Here is a 19,086-nt window from a genome sequence, read left to right as displayed (position 1 = left end):
GACCTATGCCCGGTGATTTCAGTCGCTCCTCATTCAATTGGCCGCAGCGGTATAGCGGCGTTCTCATGCAGCAGGGCCGCGTACAGCTGGACGCGGACTGGAACGAGCAGGTCGCGCTTGCCCAGCACCGTACAGACGCGGAAGCCTACGACACCATCGGGGTTTGCGGCACGCCCAAGACCGGCTCCGGCTTCAAGCTGCAACTGACCCCGGACGGCCAAGACCTGTTGATCGCCCCTGGACGTTACTACGCTGGCGGCCTGCTCTGTGAACTCGACCCTGAATGGCTCCCCCTTGCGGTCGACGGGACCAGCTTCAAACTGGTCTCCGCCTTTACGGACGGCCGGCGCTGGAGATCAGGCGACTGGGCAGAGGTGCGCCGTGGCACAGACGCATCCCAATTCTTGAAGATCGGTGAGATTGACGAGGTCACACTAGACGTCAACTTCACTACGTCACTCAACGCGGGCGATAGCGGCTCTATCGCCATCCGCCGCGCTTACACCTACCTTACGCAGCCCTTCTTTCCGCAGCCGGAGTTCCCAACCGCCGCTCCCACCAGTCCCCCAAATAGCCCTCCTAATAGTCCCCCTTCCAGCCCACCCTTCAGTCCGCCATTCAGCCCACCGTCAAGCCCGCCGCAGACCGTGTTGCCAGAGGGTGAGTATCTAGCGTACCTCGACGCCTGGCAGCGTGAAGTCAACTGGATGGAAGACGGCCACATCCGCGAGGTCGCACTGGGCAAGCCGGATACTGCCGTACGTATCCAGACAGTGTGGCAGCTCAAGCTGCTAAACATCACGGATGATGTCTCCACCTATCTGCAAACAGGCAAGAAGCCCGCCTGCAACGTCTTTTTGCCAAGCTGGGGAACCCTGCTTGCAGGCGCACGCACCACCGGCCTGCTCAATGCACGCGCGGTCCCTCTGCCACCGGAGGCGAACCCGTGCAGCCTTCCTCCAGACGCCGGATATCTGGGAATGGAAAACCAGCTCTATCGCGTTGAAGTAGTGCAGGGCGGCCCTACGCTCGCCGGTTGCACCTTCGTCTGGTCGCGTGATAACGGCTCGGTAGAAACATCGGTTGTCTCTGTCAGCCCATCCAGTCCCAACCAGGTCACCGTAACCGACCTCGGCGATGACGATCTCCACGCCCTGGAAGTAGGCGATTGGGTAGAGCTGGTCAGCCGTGACGACGAGCTCCAGAACACGCCGCGCTTCTTCGCGCAGATCGTTGCCCCTGCGCCTGATCCTTCGCTCAATGTCATCACCCTCAGCCTGCCGGTGCCGGACCCTTCCCGCATTGGAGCGGATGAAAGCAACGACTTCCGCCTGCGCCGCTGGGACATGCTCGGCGCCTCGGTCACGCCCAACGGGATCGCGGTCGTCGATGGCTGGCTCGATCTTGAAAGCGGCGTCCAGGTCCAGTTCATGGAAGGCAGTTTCGCATCTCGCGATTATTGGCTGATCCCCGCCCGCACCATCACTGCAGACGTGGAATGGCCGCCCTTCGAGCAGCCCAATACGTCGCCCGTGCCGCAGCCTCCCATCGGCCCGCACCACTACCTCTGCCGCCTTGCGTTGCTTGCCAGCACAAACGGTGACGTGTCCGTGCAGGACTGCCGCACGCTCTTCCCGGCACTCACCGCCATCTGCGCGGATGACGTCTGTTATCACAGCAGTTGTGACGCATTGAAGGAAGCCAATACGGTCCAGAAAGCGCTCGACGCCTTGTGCAACGGCCTTCAACTCAACTTCCATAAAAAGTATCTGCATGGTTGGGGTGTGGTCTGCGGGCTTGAGGTTGCCTGCGCGGGTGACGGAGCGAGTGTCACCGTCGATTCCGGCTACGCCATCGACTGCCAAGGCAATGACATTCTGCTGCGCACCGTAGCCAGCTTCAACGTGCTCGAACATATCTCCACGCCCAGCGGGTCGCCGGACGCGGACTACAGTCTCTACTTCGATACGACCGCATCCAACGCCCTGGCGCTTGAGCCTTACACTGCACCCAAGAATCCGCTCCAGGCTGCCCTCGAGGGCACCTTCTGGTCCGACTACTTCACGAGTTACCTCCAGCCTTTCGTTGACATCTTCAAGGACCTTGGAACTCAACCGTCGAACGCCCTGGTGCGCAATGACGAGCGAAGCCTCTCATCCCTGATCGATCTGCTCTTCCAGCAGATCGATCCGAGCTTCGGGAGCAACGTCTACATCTCGCTTGATGAGCACAACCTGCTCACCTCTCTTTATGACACTGTTCGCAAGCGCATTCGTGACCGCACGCTATGCTCCTTGTTCGCGGACGTCCCCGCCAGCCTCCCCGCATATCCCGATCTTATCGGTGGCATCCAGACAGGCTTCGGGGAAAAGGCCAAGACACGTCTGCGCGTCAACGTGGCGGGGACGTTTGCAGTCGCCAGCGGCGGCGACACAACGATTCACCTCTACGATCTCCGCGGCACCGCCCCACTGCTCGTCCAGCGCTTTACTTTCCCGGCATCGGGCACCCAGGCCGTTAACGACTGTGTCTTCTTATCCGGCGATACCCAGCTCTTTGCCATTGCCAGCGACGGCACAAATACCACCCTGGGATCCATACCGTTCCAGACTGCCGGTGCCACGTGGGTGACGCAAGCCCTGGCAGGAGTAAGTCTGGATTCTCTGGCTGTCATGAATGCGCTGCTCGTCGCCAGCTGCCCAAACAAGGGTCTTTATACAGCGCAGATCTCAACGCAGCCTGTGCAATTAGCAGGGCCGGCCATTTCATGCAGTTGCCTGGGTCCTATGACCACAAACGGCAACCAGTTGTTTGTCCCCTGCACAGATCCCGCCACGGGCGTTGGGACCATCATCAACGAGTACGCGGTAGACGGAAACCTGGTCCACGTTGATAGCATCACGCTGCCTACGGGCCTATCCATGACTCATCAGGATGATCTCGTGGTCGGTCCCGGAAACTTCGCAGTGTACTTGTACTACAGCGCAGATGGCCCCAATGCGCAGCGCGTCATTTCTGCCGTCCGCTAAGGAAGCGGCAACCCTAGTGCTGGCCACCAGTTCATCCCCTACGTCGCCACCACGGATACCGGTGTTTTGAGGCTCACAGCTTCGGTCACGCTCAACGCGGTCCTTTTCTCCTCCTCACGCCAGCACAACATCTGGCGGGTCACCACCAGCAACCTCGCCACCGGCGCTGTGGCCGCACTGACCGCAGCCCCAATCTTCCCCACGGAGGCCGCGCCTTCTGCCCTCGTCATGAGTGAGCGTGCCGGGAATCTGCTTGCCCTTAATGCCGCCAGCAGCACTTTGACCTCGATCTCCCTGGTCATCGTGGGTAACACGCCCCCGCAGCAGGCCTGGGACGCCACCCACTGGGCGACACTGAAGACTTATCGTGTCGACATGCTTGATGCCTTTCGCAAGCTCCTCTTCGCCATCGTGCAATATCTCAAGGACGGCTTCTGTGAGCAACTCCTTTTACAGTGCCGCGTCTGCGAGAGCGGCCAGCAGAAGCCCATTTACCTCGCAACCATTGGGGTGCGGGACGGCGTCGTCTACAAAACCTGCAACCTGCGACAGCGGCAATATGTAAAGACCTTTCCCGGCGTCGAGTACTGGCTCTCTGTTGTCCCTATTCTTCCGGTGCTACACCTGGCGCTCAAAGAGCTGTGCTGCCTTGTATTCAAAGCTCCCACCTACCAGCCTTCTACCTCGAAGACCGCCTACGACTTCGTCAATGCACGTAGCGTCGTCAGTACCTTCATTAGTTCCAACCCGATGGCCACAGTCTCGAAGGCATTTCAGACGGGCTTTGGCCAGGTCCTCAACTCGGGGACGGACTACATTGGCACACTGATACAACCAAAGGCCGTCCTGCCCACGGCAGTCGCGCAGGTCTCCGCCAGCAGCATTACGGGCAAGCCTCTTACGGACGTACAGCAGCAACTCGCTGCCTCAAACATTGTCGTCAATACGCAGCCCTATCAGGCCACGGATGTCGGTGCTAACATCACCCGCATCCTTGGTGCGCCCACCCAGGTCGCGCCAGGTTCCGAGGTAACGCTCTACACCGACTCCACAGACACAGTGAAGTCGTTCTCTGTTACCTCGGCACAGGTGCAACAGCTGCAGGGGCAGATCAACCAGGTGTCGAACGCGCAGGTCAACGTCTCAGCGGCGTCAACCACCATCACTGGTCTCAGCAGTCAATTGGATGCCGTCAAAGCGCAGTTGACTACACTCCAGGCGACGCACGCCCAGGACCTTGCGACACGCGATGCACAGATTGCCCAGCTCACCTCTACCTCGCAGCAGCTTGCGGCTTCGGTAACTGAAGTTCAGACCAATCTCAGCAAGATCAACATCGGAGTCATCAAGCCGCCGGTAGCCTAAGGCCCAACCTGATGCCGGAGCCAGTAGAAGTTATCATCGGGATACGCGTCTTTGAAGAGCCGCAGCGCCTGCACGCAACCTTGCAAGCCTTGGCAGCCCACACCGCCGTACCGCACCGCCTGCTGCTGCTGGGCGATGGGCCCGACGCGGAGACCTCTGCCGCGCTCTCCACATTGGCGGACATAGAGCAATCCAGCACGACGGAGCACCTTGGTGGTGCAAGCTGCTTTAACCGGCTTACCATGTACCCCGCCGCGCGGGCATACGTGTTGCTGGAGTCCGGTGCCAGGCCTGGTCCTGACTGGCTCGACCGCTTGCTCGCCACCATGATGCGAACCCCTGGCTGCGGTATCGCCGGCCCCTCTACCAACCGATCCTCCAACCAGCAGTGCCTCTTTCCTGGACGAGGGACTGAAGCAAACGAACAACCGCCGGATGACATCGCAATGGCCCGTCTGGCAGCTCGCCGCTTCGGCCATTTGGCTCGTCCGCTTGTCCCTCGTCTGGATCTTGCGGACTTTTGTTATGTTGTCTCCCGTGAGACGGTCGATGGAGTGGGCCCAGCGGACGAGTCCTACGGCCCCGGCCCTTGCTGGGAGATGGACTACAACATCCGCGCCTATCGCGCCGGCATTACCGCCCTCTGGGTCTGTGCCGCATGGGTAGGGCGAGCCCCGGTAGGCAAGCGCGAGGCCGAAGATCATGCCATCCTTGGCGTCCGCAACCGTCAGCGGTATGCAGACACGTTCTGCTTGAAAGTGGCTCACAAGGCCACATCTTATCCAAGTCCTGTAGTCAGTCCACGTATGCCCCTGCAACAGTTGCGGCCTCTGCCATTGCCGGATCTCTCGCTTCCCGCGCCACAGAAGTTCCCCCGCGAGCCACGCCGATACACCCCAATCGAAGGCTCGCCACTGGCAAGCTGCATCATGCCGACGGCAGAGCGCCGCGCCTTCGTTCCCCGAGCCATCGCACACTTTCTCGCGCAGGACTATGCCCCGCGCGAACTCATTGTGATCGATGACGGTACGGACTCCATCCGAGATCTCATCCCAAACGACGAACGCATACGTTATGTACGTTTGAGCGCAAAGTCCACCATCGGGGCCAAACGCAACCATGCCTGTCGTCTCGCCGCGGGCCCTTACATCCTTCACTGGGATGATGACGACTGGTACCCCAGCGACCGCATCCGCCGACAGGTCGCCGCGCTGCAACTCCCGGACGTAGAGGCATGCGGCTCCAGTGAGCTTTATTATTTCGAGCCGAAAACAGAGATGGCCTACCGTTACCACTACCGCGGCGGCGACTCGCCCGTGTGGTTCGGCGGTCTTGCTTACCTGCGCTCCGCATGGGAGCGTCATCCCTTCGATGACCTGCAAATGGGCGAGGACGTCCGCTTCCTTGGGCACATCGCACCCGCTCACCGTCATGATCTGCATGACCCGGCATTGATCGTAGCGACGCTGCACCCTGGCAACACCAGTCCCAAGCATCTTAACAATCCCTGCTGGCTTCGAGAAGATGCCCAGCGTCTCACAGCGTGGATGGCTGAGCACGAACGCCGCATGTTGACCCCGCACGTCAGGTGCATCATGCCGACGCGAAACCGCCGAGCTTTCATTCCATTGGCCTTGGCCTGTTTCCAGACTCAGGAGTGGCCCAACAAGGAACTCGTCATCGTCGACGACGGAGAGCAGGCGGTGGAAGACCTGGTGGCCCGTGTGGAGAACGTCCGTTACCTGCGGTTGGACTGCCGCCACAGCATTGGTGAAAAACGCAACCTCGCCTGCGCCCACTCCTCAGGCAGCTACATCGTCCACTGGGATGACGATGACTGGCACGCGCCTAACCGTATCTCCCGTCAGGTAGAGCCGTTGATGAATGGTGCTCATGATCTCTCGGGACTGAACATGCAGTTTCTGCTGGAGGTACAGGCCGGTGCCTTCTGGCAAATCTCCGGTCAACTCCACGGTCGCATGTTTGTAGGCGACGTGCTCGGAGGTACACTCACTTTTGCCCGGAAAGTATGGCTGGACGGCGCACGCTACCCGGACACGAACCTCGCGGAAGACGCCGGCCTCATCCGCAACGCGCAGGCCATGGGCAAACAGTTGTTGCGCCTGGAAAATGGGGGCGAGTACATCTATATGCGTCATCCCGGAAATACCTGGCAGTTTGAACCCGGAGGCTTCATTGACCCCGGCGGATGGCGGCGAGGTGAAGCTCCCGCAGGCTTTTCACCTGCACTCCTCCAGCGCTATCGCGCTGCGTCCCGGCAGGTTGCCTTGGCAGGGTAGGTCATAAAACCGGGAAAGTGCCTACCGCTTTCTGCTCCGATCCGGCTAGGTCCAGAGTAGTGTGAATGGTTGCCTACTCTTTGCTGGAGCGGACTAAAAGGCAGGCGTAACCGCCGTGTATCTGATGACTCCCACGGCAGTCGTGAATTTCTAAAACTTGTAGATGAGATCGAGACCCATGAAGAACTGGTTTCTCGCCTGCCCGAGGTTATAGCCCTTGCGGTCCCAGGAGTGGTCGAAGCGGATCTCCGGACGGATCATGATCGTGCTTCCGATGTACTTTGTCGCGTAGAGGGTGTTTTCGGTGTACTTGCCGGCAATGCCTGTGCGCTGACCTTTTTTATCGTTGAGCAGATCCGACCGAAAGCCCATCATCAACCTTGGATTGATCTCGCGATTGATGTAGTTGACGATGGCGTACTCCGGGGCTGTGCAGGTTCTTTGACCTGCCGCGCAGAAGGCTCCGTTTGCTCCAGTTTCAGTGGCGATGGGAACGGTTACGTTTCCAGCAACGTTTGGAACCTGACGCTCATACATGTAGTAGGCCTCGGTTGCGCCATGCCACTTTGAATTGAACTTGTGGTACCAGGTCGCATCGTAGTGCTGCAGGTTGTTGTAGGCATACTTCCCATCATTGATACCGTTGGCGCAGGCATAGAAGTTATCGTTGTTGGTCCGGGTGGAGTAGTTGAGGCAAGCGATCCCGGATGCCTTCCTGTCATCGGACCACGGCGCGACATCGTGACCTGCGGAGAGACCGAGTTGAACCAGCCATTGCTTGTTGAGCTTCAGGGTGCCGATGATGCCGGTGTCGGTAAATGGATCGATGGTGTAGAGCAGAGAGTGAGTCATGTTGTAGTTATTGGGGGCAAGTTGCGCCTCGATACCCGGAACCGACAAGAAGCGTCCGATGCGAATATTCAGGCCGTCCTTAACCGGAAAGTACAGCTCCGCATATTCAAGAACGGGATCGAAGCCGTAGCGGCGGTTCTTCTGGAGCAATTGCTGACTCAGATAATCTTTTGCGGTGGTGAACCGGTAGTCGGTTCCGAAGAAGCCGGTGATGTGATAACCGAAGTCAAAGTGTTTGTTCTGCACGGTGTTCGGCAGGCGCTCGATATAGATGACGGCCTGATTCAGTTCAAGGCGGTTGGGTACGACATCGTAAGAGAGGGGAAAGCTGTTCGTTCCGGAGGTGCTGAAGTTCACACTCGGCGCAACCCAGCCATAGACCTTCGTGCGACTGTTCTGCAGCTTGAGCGCGGTCATGAGCGGATAGACATTCGCATCCGGTGTTCCCAGCAGGGTTGATCCGCCGTAGCCCCAGTCGGAGCTCGGAAAGGGGGAGGAGTCGAGGGGAGCGGGAAGCGCTCTGCGTGCAGGGACGTCTGTAGGGGCTGCGTTCCCCTTCCAATCCTGGATGTACACCTGTCCGAGGCGTTGAAAGAAGTTGCCTTCAAAGACGACCGCTGGCTGGGTCACGGGAACTGCTGGTTGTTCCTGTTGCGCGAAGGATGCTGCGGTGAAGATCGATACGAGGCAAGCTCCGAAAAGAAAAGCCTTGGTGCATTTCATACTGCGGACTTTCATGATTCTCCTCAAGGCCCTTGGTCCACTGCGTGGAGACCGTCAAGCCAACAACTGATGCTAGGCCCTAACCCATAAGGGAGACATAAAGAGAGCGGCAACCTGCGTACTATGAAGGAGCGATGAACCTTTCCTTTGCCAAGTTCGAGCACGCCATCGCCCGGCGAATCACGAATCCTCCCCATGTGGAGATCGCTCGCGCGACCATCGCGGTCATTATCACGATCTGCCTTTCCGCCTCCGCGTTCGCCCTGCATCTGAATCTTGCCTCGGCGATCTCGATCCTGTTGCTGGCGACGGTGGTGGCTTCGATTCAATGGGGCGTTATCCAGGGAACGGCGGTCTCGCTGGCTGCGGTGGGATGTCTGGATTTCCTGTTTACAGCGCCTTTGTTCAAGTTTTCCGTACACAACCGGGAAAACTGGATCGCTCTGATGACCTTTGAGATTACCGCGCTCATGGTGAGCCGGCTCTCATGGAAGGAGCGCCTTCATGCGCGGGAACAGGAGTATCAACGCCAAGGCATCAGCAAACTGTACCAGCTCAGCAACGCCATCCTTCTTGTCGATACCCGGAGCTCCTGGCTTGAGCAGCTCAGTGCACTGTTGCGTGAGTTCTTTTCAGTAGAGTCGGTTGAACTATGGATTGCACCGGATGACAGGGCGTTCTCCGCAACGGCAGAAGTAAATGCTGTCGAGAATGCCGCCTATCGTGTTTTTGCAGCCGGGGACGATACCGACAGTGTAGAAGGAGGCTGGTCACATCGTGTCCTGCGTATGGGGACGTCATCGATTGGGGGAATGGTTCTTCAGGGCTGGGAGGTTGACCCGGCAATCGCCGACGCCGCTGGATCCTTGATTGCCGTGGCGGTCGAGCGGGCGCGGTCGGCGCAGAAAGAGAGCCATGCTGAGGCTGCGCGCAACACAGAACAGCTCAGAACCGCTGTCCTCGATGCATTGGCTCATGGCTTCAAGACTCCTCTCACGGCAATTCAGACAGCAAGCTCAGGGTTACTGGCGATTGGCCGGTTGAGCGAAATACAGAGCGAGTTAGTGGAAATTATTGACCAGGAGGTTGGCATGCTTGCCGGTCTGACCAGCAGGCTGCTGCGGACCGCCGCGCTTGACGCCAGGGAGATCAAGGTCCGGTCTTCTCAGGTTTCGCTCCTGCCACTGGTGGAGGGAATCGTCATGGAGCATGATGAAGAGACCAGGCGACGCATCCACATCGCAAGCCCACCCGTGCTCATGGACATCCAGGCTGATCCACAGCTCCTCACCCTCGCGTTGGCACAAGTGGTTGACAATGCGTCCAAATACTCCACGGTGGGTTCCCGGATCGATCTCAGGTTCATCCAGGATGAGAGCAGGACAATCATCACGGTGAGCAATCAAAGCGAGCCGCTTCGCAAAGAAGATCTGGGCCGCATCTTCGAACGGTACTACAGAGGCGCTCAAGCGGGAAAAGGGCCGACCGGAACTGGCCTGGGCCTTTCAATCGTCAAGAAGATTGCAGAAGCGCATGGGGGCGACGCCACGGCAACCTGCCAGGGCAATGAGATCAGCATTTCACTTCGCCTTCCCGGAGGCACAAGGTTGAGCAATGGATAAACAGGACAAGCACGAAGGCGCGGTACTGCTGGTTGAGGATGACAGGTCTATCCGCAGGGGACTCTTTGCCACGTTGTCAGCGATGGGCTTCGCGCTGGGGGAAGCGGAGTCTGGTGAAGAGGCTCTCCTTAAGCTCCACGTGTTGCCTTACGACGCCGTCCTGATGGACTTGAATATGCCCGGAATGGGCGGAATCGAAGCCTGCAGAAGAGTGCGGAAGGAGTATCCACATATTTCAATCCTCGTCGTAACGGTGCGTGACCGGGAAGAAGACAAGATCGAAGCACTGGACGCAGGCGCTGACGACTTCGTGACCAAGCCCTTCAAGATGGGAGAACTGGCCGCACGAATACGTTCGGCCGTTCGCAGGCAGCGGACACCGGTTGCGATCGAGAAAGTGATCAATGTGGGTGTCTTCAGTCTTATCCCGGACCGGCGCTTACTCAAGAAGTCCGGTGAGGAAATCAAGCTGACCCCGACAGAGTTCGATCTCTTGTCTTACCTCATGGCTCATGCGGGACACCCGATCATGCACTCGAAACTCCTGAGCACGGTGTGGGGGCCAGCCTATGGCGATGAGCGCGAATATCTCCGGACGTTCATTTTGCAACTGCGTCGGAAGATCGAAGACGATCCCAGCAATCCGGTCTACCTGAAAACGGTGAACTACCTCGGTTATCTCTTTTCTGACCCGGATACCACCTCTTAGGCAATCCTTATGCCTTCCTTATGAACTTGCATCCACACTGGAACTCGAATCAGCGCATCTGCGCATGATCGTCGTGCAGGAAATCGCAGGACGCGGAGAGTTCAATATGTGGGACGTCGGATGCGTAATAGCCTGCGTGGTCTTCTTTCTCATCGCCATCGCTTATACCCGTGGTTGCGAGCGCCTGGCAACGAAGGCAGGCAAATAGATGCTTGAAATCGTTCTGCTGGGTCTCGTGACCGTCAGCCTGCTGATCTATCTCGTTTACGCGCTGTTGCAGCCAGAAAAGTTTTAACAGGACACCCCTCTCATGACCGCCAATGGCTGGTTTCAGATCCTCTTCTTCTTTGCGCTTGTTCTCGTTAGCGCAAAGCCTGTCGGCGTGTACATGGCCCGCGTCTTTGAACGCGAGCGTACGCTTGTCGACATTCTGTTTCGTCCTGTCGAAAGAGCCCTGTACAAGCTTTCGGGAATCGACGAAAGCTACGAGATGCGCTGGACAGAGTATGCCATTTCGATGCTCTTGTTCAGCCTGGTCACCCTGCTCCTGACTTACATGATCGAGCGCCTGCAACAGTGGCTTCCGCTGAACCCCCAGCATCTTGCAAACGTTTCGCCCGATCTTGCGCTGAACACCGCAGTCTCGTTTACGACCAACACGAATTGGCAGTCTTACGTGCCTGAAGCGACGATGAGTTATCTCACTCAGATGCTCACGTTGGCGTATCACAACTTCTTCTCAGCGGCAGCAGGCATGGCACTTGCCATTGCACTGATCCGCGGAATCGCTCGCAAGGAGACGAAGACTCTCGGAAACTTCTGGGTCGACACGACCCGTGCTTCACTCTGGATCTTGCTCCCCGGATGTTTCATCTACGCTCTCCTGCTGGTCTCGCAGGGAGTGGTACAGAACTTCCGCCCCTATGACCAGGCAAAGCTCATCCAGCCGATGACTGTGACCACGACCGGCGCAGATGGCAAGAGCGTCACCCAGACGATCACAGAGCAGTCGATCGCGCAGGGGCCCGTGGCATCGCAGGAAGCGATCAAGATGTTGGGTACAAACGGTGGCGGTTTCTTCAACACCAACAGCGCGCATCCGTTTGAAAACCCCACACCGCTTTCGAACCTCCTGCAAATGTTTTCGATCTTCCTCATCCCTGCCGGTCTAACAGTGACACTCGGGCACATGACAAAGAAACCCGCGCACGGGTGGGCTGTCTTCGCTGCAATGGCAACCCTCTTTTTTGTCGGGGTCTTCGTCACTTACTATGCGGAGGCGCAGCCGAATCCGTTGCTCCACACGGCTTCCATGCACATCGATCAGCAGGTCTCTGCCACGCAATCTGGCGGGAACATGGAAGGCAAGGAGGTTCGCTTTGGCATCGCAAACTCAGCGCTCTTCGCGACGATCACGACGGATGCAAGTTGCGGCGCTGTCAATGCGATGCACGACTCATTCATGCCCCTCGGAGGATTGGTGCCGCTGGTGAACATCATGCTGGGCGAGGTGATCTTCGGCGGTGTCGGGGCTGGACTGTACGGCATGTTGATCTTCGTCATACTCGCTGTCTTCATTGCCGGGTTGATGGTTGGTCGAACGCCGGAGTACCTTGGGAAGAAGATAGAGTCCTTTGATGTGAAGATGGCCATGCTTTACATCCTCATCTTTCCCTTGTCGATCCTCGGCTTCTCCGCCGTCTCCCTCATGATGCCGAACCTCGGCATCAGTGCGCTCGGCAATGGCGGCCCACATGGCCTTTCAGAGATCCTCTACGCATTCACATCAGCCACAGGGAATAACGGTTCAGCGTTCGCGGGGATCAGCGCAAATACGCATTGGTACAACCTGTCATTAGGTGCCGCAATGTTGATCGGACGCTTCCTGATGATCGTCCCAATGCTCGCGATCGCCGGCAACCTGGCTCAGAAGAAGCTCGCTCCTCCTTCGCAAGGGACCTTCCCGGTTGACACACCGCTCTTCACCGTCCTCCTGATTGGAACCATCATTATTGTCGGCGCACTCACCTTCTTCCCGGCACTCTCGCTTGGCCCCATTCTTGAGCATCTGCTCCTCAATGCCGGCAAGGTGTACTAAGGACCTCTCATGGCAAATACCAGCAAGCGCTCTCTTTGGGATAGCAAGATCATCAGTCGCGCACTAGGGGATGCCTTCGTCAAACTAGACCCGCGCATGATGATGAAGAATCCCGTCATGTTCGTCGTTGAAGTCGGTAGCGTGATTACCTCCATCTACGTTGTGCGCAACCTGATGGGCGGCCACCACTCGCTGCGCTTCGATCTCCAGATAAGCCTCTGGCTGTGGTTCACTGTCCTGTTTGCTAACTTCGCAGAGGCCATGGCAGAAGGACGCGGCAAGGCTCAGGCTGATGCTCTTCGGAAAGCCAAGTCTGAGACGACTGCCGTACGCTTCAAGCTCGATGGCACAACAGAAAACGTGGCCAGCTCTGATCTCCGCTCAGGGGATGTTTGCCTCATCATTGCGGGCAGCATGATTCCAGGCGATGGAGAGGTCATCGAAGGTGTTGCTTCCGTTGACGAATCCGCCATCACCGGCGAATCCGCTCCGGTGATTCGTGAGGCAGGCGGAGATCGGTCCGCCGTCACAGGCGGCACGCGGGTGTTGTCTGATCAGATCAAGGTCCGCATCACCTCAAATCCCGGTGAAACCTTCCTCGATCGCATGATCGCATTAGTCGAAGGTGCAGAACGCCAAAAGACGCCCAATGAGATTGCACTCAACATCTTGCTCGCCGGGCTCACCATCATCTTTCTTCTCGCAGTCGTCACCCTGCAGCCGATTGCGATCTATTCGAATGCGCCTCAATCAGTCTTCGTTCTCATCTCTCTCTTGGTATGCCTTATCCCAACGACCATTGGCGGCCTTCTCTCAGCCATCGGGATCGCCGGCATGGATCGGCTCGTTCAATACAACGTTCTGGCGATGTCGGGACGTGCAGTTGAGGCTGCTGGAGATGTCAGCACTCTTCTGCTGGACAAGACCGGGACGATTACTCTTGGCAATCGTCAGGCATCGGAGTTCCTCCCTGCTCCAGGTGTAAGCAAGGATCAACTCGCAGACGCCGCGCAGATCTCATCGCTTCCCGATGAAACTCCCGAGGGTCGCAGCATCGTCGTTCTTGCAAAGGAAAAATATGGTCTGCGGGGTAGGGAACTGGCAGACCTCAAAGCAGAGTTCGTGCCATTCTCAGCTCTTACCCGTATGTCCGGCGTGGATATGGAAGGGCGCTCGATTCGCAAAGGCGCAACCGATTCGATCGCTGCCTTCATCAAGGGGTATGGTGGCACGATGCCCGATGAAGTGCGCTCTGCGGTGGAGACAGTCGCCCGTGCTGGCGGCACGCCTCTCGTCGTTGCAGAGAATGGACGTGCGCTCGGTGTGATTCATCTCAAGGACATCGTGAAAGGTGGCATGAAGGAGCGCTTCGCACAGCTTCGTGCCATGGGCATCAAGACCATCATGATCACCGGCGACAATCCTCTCACTGCCGCTGCAATCGCACGCGAGGCAGGTGTGGATGACTTCCTCGCCGAGGCCAAGCCGAAGGACAAGATGGACCTTATCCGCCGCGAGCAGGCTGACGGCAAGCTCGTGGCCATGACAGGCGACGGCACCAATGACGCGCCGGCTCTGGCCCAGGCAGACGTAGGAGTCGCCATGAACTCGGGCACACAGGCAGCCAAGGAAGCTGGCAACATGGTCGATCTCGACTCCAATCCGACCAAGCTCATTGAGATCGTCGAAATAGGCAAGCAGCTCCTCATGACACGCGGTGCCCTGACGACGTTCTCTATCGCAAACGATGTGGCAAAGTACTTCGCGATTCTGCCCGCGATGTTTGCAGCTACTTTTCCAGTGCTTAACGCTCTGAACATCATGCATCTGAAGACACCTCAATCCGCAATTCTTTCGGCAGTGATCTTCAATGCGCTCATCATTGTCGGTCTTATCCCGCTTGCCCTGCGCGGTGTCGGCTATAAGCCCATGTCCGCTGAAGCCTTACTGCGCCGCAACCTGCTCATCTACGGTGTTGGCGGTCTTATCGCACCCTTCCTCGGTATCAAGCTCATCGATCTCCTCATCACCGCCATTCACCTGGCATAAAGGCACCCGTCATGCGTCGCAATCTGCTCATCGCACTTCGCTTCACGATCGTCACTACCTTTCTCTTTGGTCTGGTCTACCCGGCTGTTGTTACGGGTGCGGCCCAACTCTTCTTCAAGGACAAGGCCGACGGTCAGCTCATTCATCGTAACGGCGTTCTTGTAGGGTCACGTATTCTGGGGCAAAGCTTCTCGGGGCCGACTTACTTTCATTCAAGGCCTTCTGCCGCAGGCTCAGGCTATGATGCAGCAAATTCGAGCGGCTCGAACCTGGGACCGTCCAGCAAGAAACTGCTTGACCGGATCAGCGCTGATGCCAGCGCCGCGCAGGCTGGCCAACCCGACGCCACGGTTCCCATCGATCTGGTCACCGCTTCCGCCTCGGGGCTCGATCCACACATCACTCCCGCTGCTGCTGACTTTCAGCTTGCACGCGTCGCAAAGGAACGGCATATCGATGAAGCCATCGTAAAGCAGGCCGTAGCTCGCCAACTTGAGGGACGCCAGTTCGGTTTCCTCGGTGAACCGAGAGTGAACGTCCTTGAACTCAACCTGAACCTGGATGAAATCACAGCAAACTCAACTCAGAAGCATTGACCGCGTCCCGCTTCGAGACAGCAATAGTCGGAGTTGATTTCAGGATCATCGTGTGTACCCTGCATTAGACCTCGTGCGCTCTGATGCCGCATCAGACCTGTCTCTGGAACTCACGTTGGACTTCAATGTTTCTAAAGCATGGAAAGTACCAGGCAACGATGGCCTATTTGCCACACGTAAGATTTTTTTGAAAAGCCTTATGCCTCACTGATGAGTTTCACGATTCACTGAGCGTGTCGGTTGTTTTCGACATAAAGGTGAATCAAACATGAACCATCATAGAGGCCTATTTCATAACCTGAAGGCCGCTGCGGAAGGCACGCCCACTCAACAAGAGGCATCGTCACCACACAACACAAAGAACATGTACCGCAATCGCTTTCCCCGCTCTGTGATCAGTGTGGGCATCGTCTGCAGCATGATTTGTGGCACTCCGTCCTTGCTGTTAGCGCAGTCAACTTTCGGCAGCATCAAGGGCACTGTTCAAGACTCGACTGGCGCGACCATCCCCGGCGCTCACCTCACCTTGCACAGCGTGGATGAGAACACGGACCGTCCCTTGGATGTTGATCCGTCCGGCAACTTTACCTTTGAGAATGTGAAGGCAGGCAAGTACACGCTCACGGCTCATCGCGACGGTTTCGCCGATACGGTCGTATCCGGAATCTCCGTGGAAGCCCGCCAGGATTTGCGCCTCGCCGCAACCCTCAACGTTGCTGCCCAATCAACGACTGTAGAAGTAAGCGCCGCCGCCGATCAGATCAATACAGAGAACGGGACGATCAGCGATTCGAAAACAAACATCCAGATGACCCAGCTTCCACTGAACAACCGAGCGACAACGACCAGCCCACTTGGTGCCTTGGCTTTGTCCCCGAACGTCCAGACCGACAGTTCAGGCAACATAGCGCTGGGGGGTGCGAGTTCGTCGATGGTTAATTTTTCGGTGGACGGCATCTCGACAGCAAACGTAAGGCAGAACGGAGCCCTGCAGGATGCTTACCCATCGCAGGAGGGTATCGCCGCGGTCAAGGTGACGGCCTTCAATAACAGTGCCGAGTTCTCACAGATAGGAGACGTGACCTTCACGACAAAGAACGGTACAAACGATTATCACGGAAGTGTCTTCGAATATCTTCAGAATCAGGCGCTCGATGCCAACCCATATGGGTTCACGGGAAAGGCTCCGAAGAAGTTCAATACGTTTGGTTTTTCTCTGAGTGGTCCAATCTCAATACCCCGTCTTTACAACGGGCATAACAAGACGTTCTTCTTCGCGGATTACGAAGGCAATCGCCGCAGCACGGCCGTTCTTCAACAGTTTGTGGTGCCGACTGTAGCAGAACGAAGTGGTGACCTGTCGGACATCGGCGGTCCGGTCATTCCAGCCTCAAGCATCAGCCCAACGGCAAAGGCATTGCTTGCCCACTACCCGCTGCCCAACATCGCAGGTGTTACCGGCGCCAGCACCATCAATTACACAAACTTTCAAGCCACCCCGGCCAGAACAGACGGTGCAGACATACGCGTCGATCAGACGATCAACTCGAAACAATCTGTCTACGCCCGGTTTAGCAGAAAGAACATCACTTCCTCCTTCGCAAATCCGTTTCTGCCTGACGATGAAGATTCCATTCACAACCGGAGCTTCCTCGTTTCCCACACCTATACCATCACACCAAAGCTTTTGAATGAGTTCCGTATCGGTTTTACGAATGTGTCGACTAACGTAGACTTCCCAATTCAAGGATCTACCGCATTGACGCAACTTGGGCTAACTGGCGTCGATATCAGCCAGCATCCCCTCACCCACGCCTTTCCCACCTTCAACTTCACTGCTGGAACGAACTTCACGCCGATTGGCCGTGACAAAGCCGGTATAACCCAATCTAAGACGACCCAGATCAGCGACAATGTCACCCTCACCATCGGCAAGCATACCCTCAAGGGCGGCATCGACATACGTCACGTAAGGTACTTCGACCTGGAGAGCTTTGCTCCTCAGTTTGCCTCGGATGACTTCGGCAACTTTGTCTTTCAGCCGACCTTCACCGGAAATGCCTTCGGTGATTTTCTTGAAGGCGCTCCAACCACTCTCAACTTCGCCGTCTCAAGCCCTGACGTCGGAGGAACGGCCACGCAGTACAGTCTCTTCGCTCAGGACGAGTTCCAACTCAACAGTCACCTGACGATCAGCTATGGCCTGCGTTGGCAGGTGCTGCCGGGCTTCAAGGAAGATGGCGGAAATCTTGCCAACTTCGATCAACGCAGCAATTCGATCGTTGTGCCGGACGCACTGGCGAACTACCTGACGAGCCAGAACATCACCTCTTCCAATCTGGCCTTTCAGCAATCCTTCAACGCGTGCAATCTGAACAACACCTCAATACCCTGCACGAAGTACATCACCGCGAGTCAGGCCGGCTTGCCCCAGAGCCTGCGGAATACGTACAAAGGCGACTTCCAGCCTCGTGTCTCCATTGCGTACCGCCCCTTCAATGACACGAAGACAGTGGTGCGGGCCGGCTTCGGCATCTACACCATGACGAACCTCGGACCGCTCTCGTTCAATAACAGTGGCAACCCGACTTCAAATCTGCACACTTATTCGAATTCCAACACGGCTGGCGCAAACACTCCGCAGATTCGCTTTCCCAACACTGCACCTTCGAGCATGAGTGGGCCAGTATTTGGCGGCGGCGGTCTCGATCAGGGGGTGGATCCTAACTTTCGCGATCCCCAATCCAATCAGTGGAACCTGACCGTGGAGCGTGAACTCACTGCGGCAACTGCGCTGAGAGCGAGCTACGTCGGAATGCACTCGTATCGACTCAACCTGACGGAGGATCTGAATCAGATTCCTGCAAGCACGATTCCTTACAACTCCGGCACGACGGCAGGTACCTTCGTCGACAGCCGCGCACCCTATCAGAACTGGACAACGCTCCTCAGCACCTTCAATGCTGGAGAGGCAAACTATCACGCCTTTGAACTGGAAGCCACGCATCGCCTTGAGCATGGTCTCTACTTCGATGCCAATTACACCTTTGCGAAGAATGTTGCCGACAATCAGGGAGACGCTCCAAGTGCGTTCGCCGGAGAAGTCAACTACGGTCTTCCCATCGCAGACCGCTTCCATATCAAACAGGATCTAGGAAATACGGAAGGCACTCGGCGTCATCGCGTCCTCCTGACGGGTGTCTATCAACTCCCATTCGGCAAGGGGCGTGCCTATATGAATGCCAGCCGATTCACTGATACAATCTTCGGCAACTGGGATCTGACGACAATCACACTGCTGGAAACAGGTCCTTGGCTCACCCCAAGCATCAGCTCTTCAGCGGACCAGTCAAACACCAATGTAGTGAACCGTAGCGCGGTACTGCGGCCTGACGTGGTATCGAACCATTACTACACGGGTCAGTCGCGTGCTCAATACTTCAACCTTGCCGCTTTCTCACCAACCCCTGCCGGAGCAGGACGGTTCGGAAACGCAGGAGTCGGTATCCTCCAGGGTCCTGGCACGGCGACCGTGAGCCTGGGTATTGCGAAGCGGTTTGCCATCACGGAACGGGTGCATGCCCGCTTCGAGACCACCTTCACAAACATACTCAATCACACCAACTTTGCCCCTCCTGTTACCGCGATCGACAATTTGCTCTTTGGTCAACTCACGGGTCCTCAAACGGCGGAGAGTGCGGGCAATAGAACCGGTCAAGCCGCACTCCGGATTGACTTCTAAC

At 57.2% G+C, this 19,086-nt stretch carries 11 protein-coding genes; 10 read left to right on the top strand and 1 reads right to left on the bottom strand.

Annotation, left to right across the window (positions count from 1 at the left end; genetic code table 11):
- The first annotated feature begins 5 nt into the window (after positions 1 to 5).
- The 3 genes from ACIX9_RS12200 (at position 6) to ACIX9_RS12190 (ending at position 6,694) form a co-directional block, all read left to right on the top strand.
- Positions 6 to 3,029: a DUF6519 domain-containing protein gene (locus ACIX9_RS12200; protein WP_013580797.1), complete on the top strand. Its 3,024-nt coding sequence runs from the start codon at positions 6 to 8 to the stop codon at positions 3,027 to 3,029.
- A 66-nt stretch (positions 3,030 to 3,095) separates the two neighbouring features.
- Positions 3,096 to 4,394, top strand: a complete 1,299-nt coding sequence (locus ACIX9_RS12195) for a hypothetical protein (RefSeq protein WP_013580796.1) — start codon at positions 3,096 to 3,098, stop codon at positions 4,392 to 4,394.
- 11 nt (positions 4,395 to 4,405) lie between these two features.
- Positions 4,406 to 6,694, top strand: coding sequence for a glycosyltransferase (locus ACIX9_RS12190; protein WP_013580795.1), 2,289 nt, complete (start codon positions 4,406 to 4,408; stop codon positions 6,692 to 6,694).
- 150 nt (positions 6,695 to 6,844) lie between these two features.
- Here the strand turns inward: ACIX9_RS12190 and ACIX9_RS12185 are convergent, their stop codons facing one another.
- Positions 6,845 to 8,284 carry an outer membrane beta-barrel protein gene (locus ACIX9_RS12185; RefSeq protein WP_013580794.1) on the bottom strand — a complete coding sequence of 480 codons (1,440 nt, stop codon included), beginning with the start codon at positions 8,282 to 8,284 and terminating at the stop codon, positions 6,845 to 6,847.
- Between the two features lie 119 nt (positions 8,285 to 8,403).
- Here ACIX9_RS12185 and ACIX9_RS12180 point away from each other — a divergent pair, with 119 nt between their 5' ends.
- From ACIX9_RS12180 to ACIX9_RS12150, 7 genes are all read left to right on the top strand, one after another.
- A complete protein-coding gene (locus ACIX9_RS12180) occupies positions 8,404 to 9,891 on the top strand; it encodes a sensor histidine kinase (protein ID WP_013580793.1) in 1,488 nt (495 codons plus the stop codon).
- Entirely contained in the window at positions 9,884 to 10,600 is a 717-nt protein-coding gene (locus ACIX9_RS12175) for a response regulator transcription factor (protein WP_013580792.1), read from the top strand. The genes ACIX9_RS12180 and ACIX9_RS12175 overlap by 8 nt, the downstream gene beginning before the upstream one ends.
- Before the next feature lie 64 nt (positions 10,601 to 10,664).
- Complete coding sequence (locus ACIX9_RS26445; RefSeq protein ID WP_013580791.1) at positions 10,665 to 10,808, top strand: hypothetical protein; 144 nt, start codon at positions 10,665 to 10,667, stop codon at positions 10,806 to 10,808.
- A 102-nt stretch (positions 10,809 to 10,910) separates the two neighbouring features.
- Positions 10,911 to 12,698 carry a potassium-transporting ATPase subunit KdpA gene (gene kdpA / locus ACIX9_RS12165; protein WP_013580790.1) on the top strand — a complete coding sequence of 596 codons (1,788 nt, stop codon included), beginning with the start codon at positions 10,911 to 10,913 and terminating at the stop codon, positions 12,696 to 12,698.
- 9 nt (positions 12,699 to 12,707) lie between these two features.
- The gene (gene kdpB, locus ACIX9_RS12160) at positions 12,708 to 14,747 is read left to right on the top strand and encodes a potassium-transporting ATPase subunit KdpB (RefSeq protein ID WP_013580789.1); all 2,040 of its coding nucleotides are present in this window, start codon (positions 12,708 to 12,710) and stop codon (positions 14,745 to 14,747) included.
- 11 nt (positions 14,748 to 14,758) lie between these two features.
- The gene (gene kdpC, locus ACIX9_RS12155) at positions 14,759 to 15,343 is read left to right on the top strand and encodes a potassium-transporting ATPase subunit KdpC (protein ID WP_013580788.1); all 585 of its coding nucleotides are present in this window, start codon (positions 14,759 to 14,761) and stop codon (positions 15,341 to 15,343) included.
- A 439-nt stretch (positions 15,344 to 15,782) separates the two neighbouring features.
- Entirely contained in the window at positions 15,783 to 19,085 is a 3,303-nt protein-coding gene (locus tag ACIX9_RS12150; protein ID WP_232298705.1) for a carboxypeptidase-like regulatory domain-containing protein, read from the top strand.
- Position 19,086: the final 1 nt, after the last annotated feature.

Source organism: Granulicella tundricola MP5ACTX9, assembly GCF_000178975.2.
Classification (GTDB): Bacteria; Acidobacteriota; Terriglobia; order Terriglobales; family Acidobacteriaceae; genus Edaphobacter; species Edaphobacter tundricola.
This window is presented reverse-complemented; position numbering and strand designations above follow the sequence as displayed.

Excerpts from the sequence above, each read along its gene's own strand:
- ACIX9_RS12200 (WP_013580797.1), top strand. The coding sequence starts at position 6 with ATGCCCGGTGATTTCAGTCGCTCCTCATTCAATTGGCCGCAGCGGTAT.
- kdpC (WP_013580788.1), top strand. The coding sequence starts at position 14,759 with ATGCGTCGCAATCTGCTCATCGCACTTCGCTTCACGATCGTCACTACC.
- kdpB (WP_013580789.1), top strand. The coding sequence starts at position 12,708 with ATGGCAAATACCAGCAAGCGCTCTCTTTGGGATAGCAAGATCATCAGT.
- ACIX9_RS12175 (WP_013580792.1), top strand. The coding sequence starts at position 9,884 with ATGGATAAACAGGACAAGCACGAAGGCGCGGTACTGCTGGTTGAGGAT.
- ACIX9_RS12180 (WP_013580793.1), top strand. The coding sequence starts at position 8,404 with ATGAACCTTTCCTTTGCCAAGTTCGAGCACGCCATCGCCCGGCGAATC.
- kdpA (WP_013580790.1), top strand. The coding sequence starts at position 10,911 with ATGACCGCCAATGGCTGGTTTCAGATCCTCTTCTTCTTTGCGCTTGTT.
- ACIX9_RS12190 (WP_013580795.1), top strand. The coding sequence starts at position 4,406 with ATGCCGGAGCCAGTAGAAGTTATCATCGGGATACGCGTCTTTGAAGAG.
- ACIX9_RS12185 (WP_013580794.1), bottom strand. The coding sequence starts at position 8,284 with ATGAAAGTCCGCAGTATGAAATGCACCAAGGCTTTTCTTTTCGGAGCT.
- ACIX9_RS26445 (WP_013580791.1), top strand. The coding sequence starts at position 10,665 with ATGATCGTCGTGCAGGAAATCGCAGGACGCGGAGAGTTCAATATGTGG.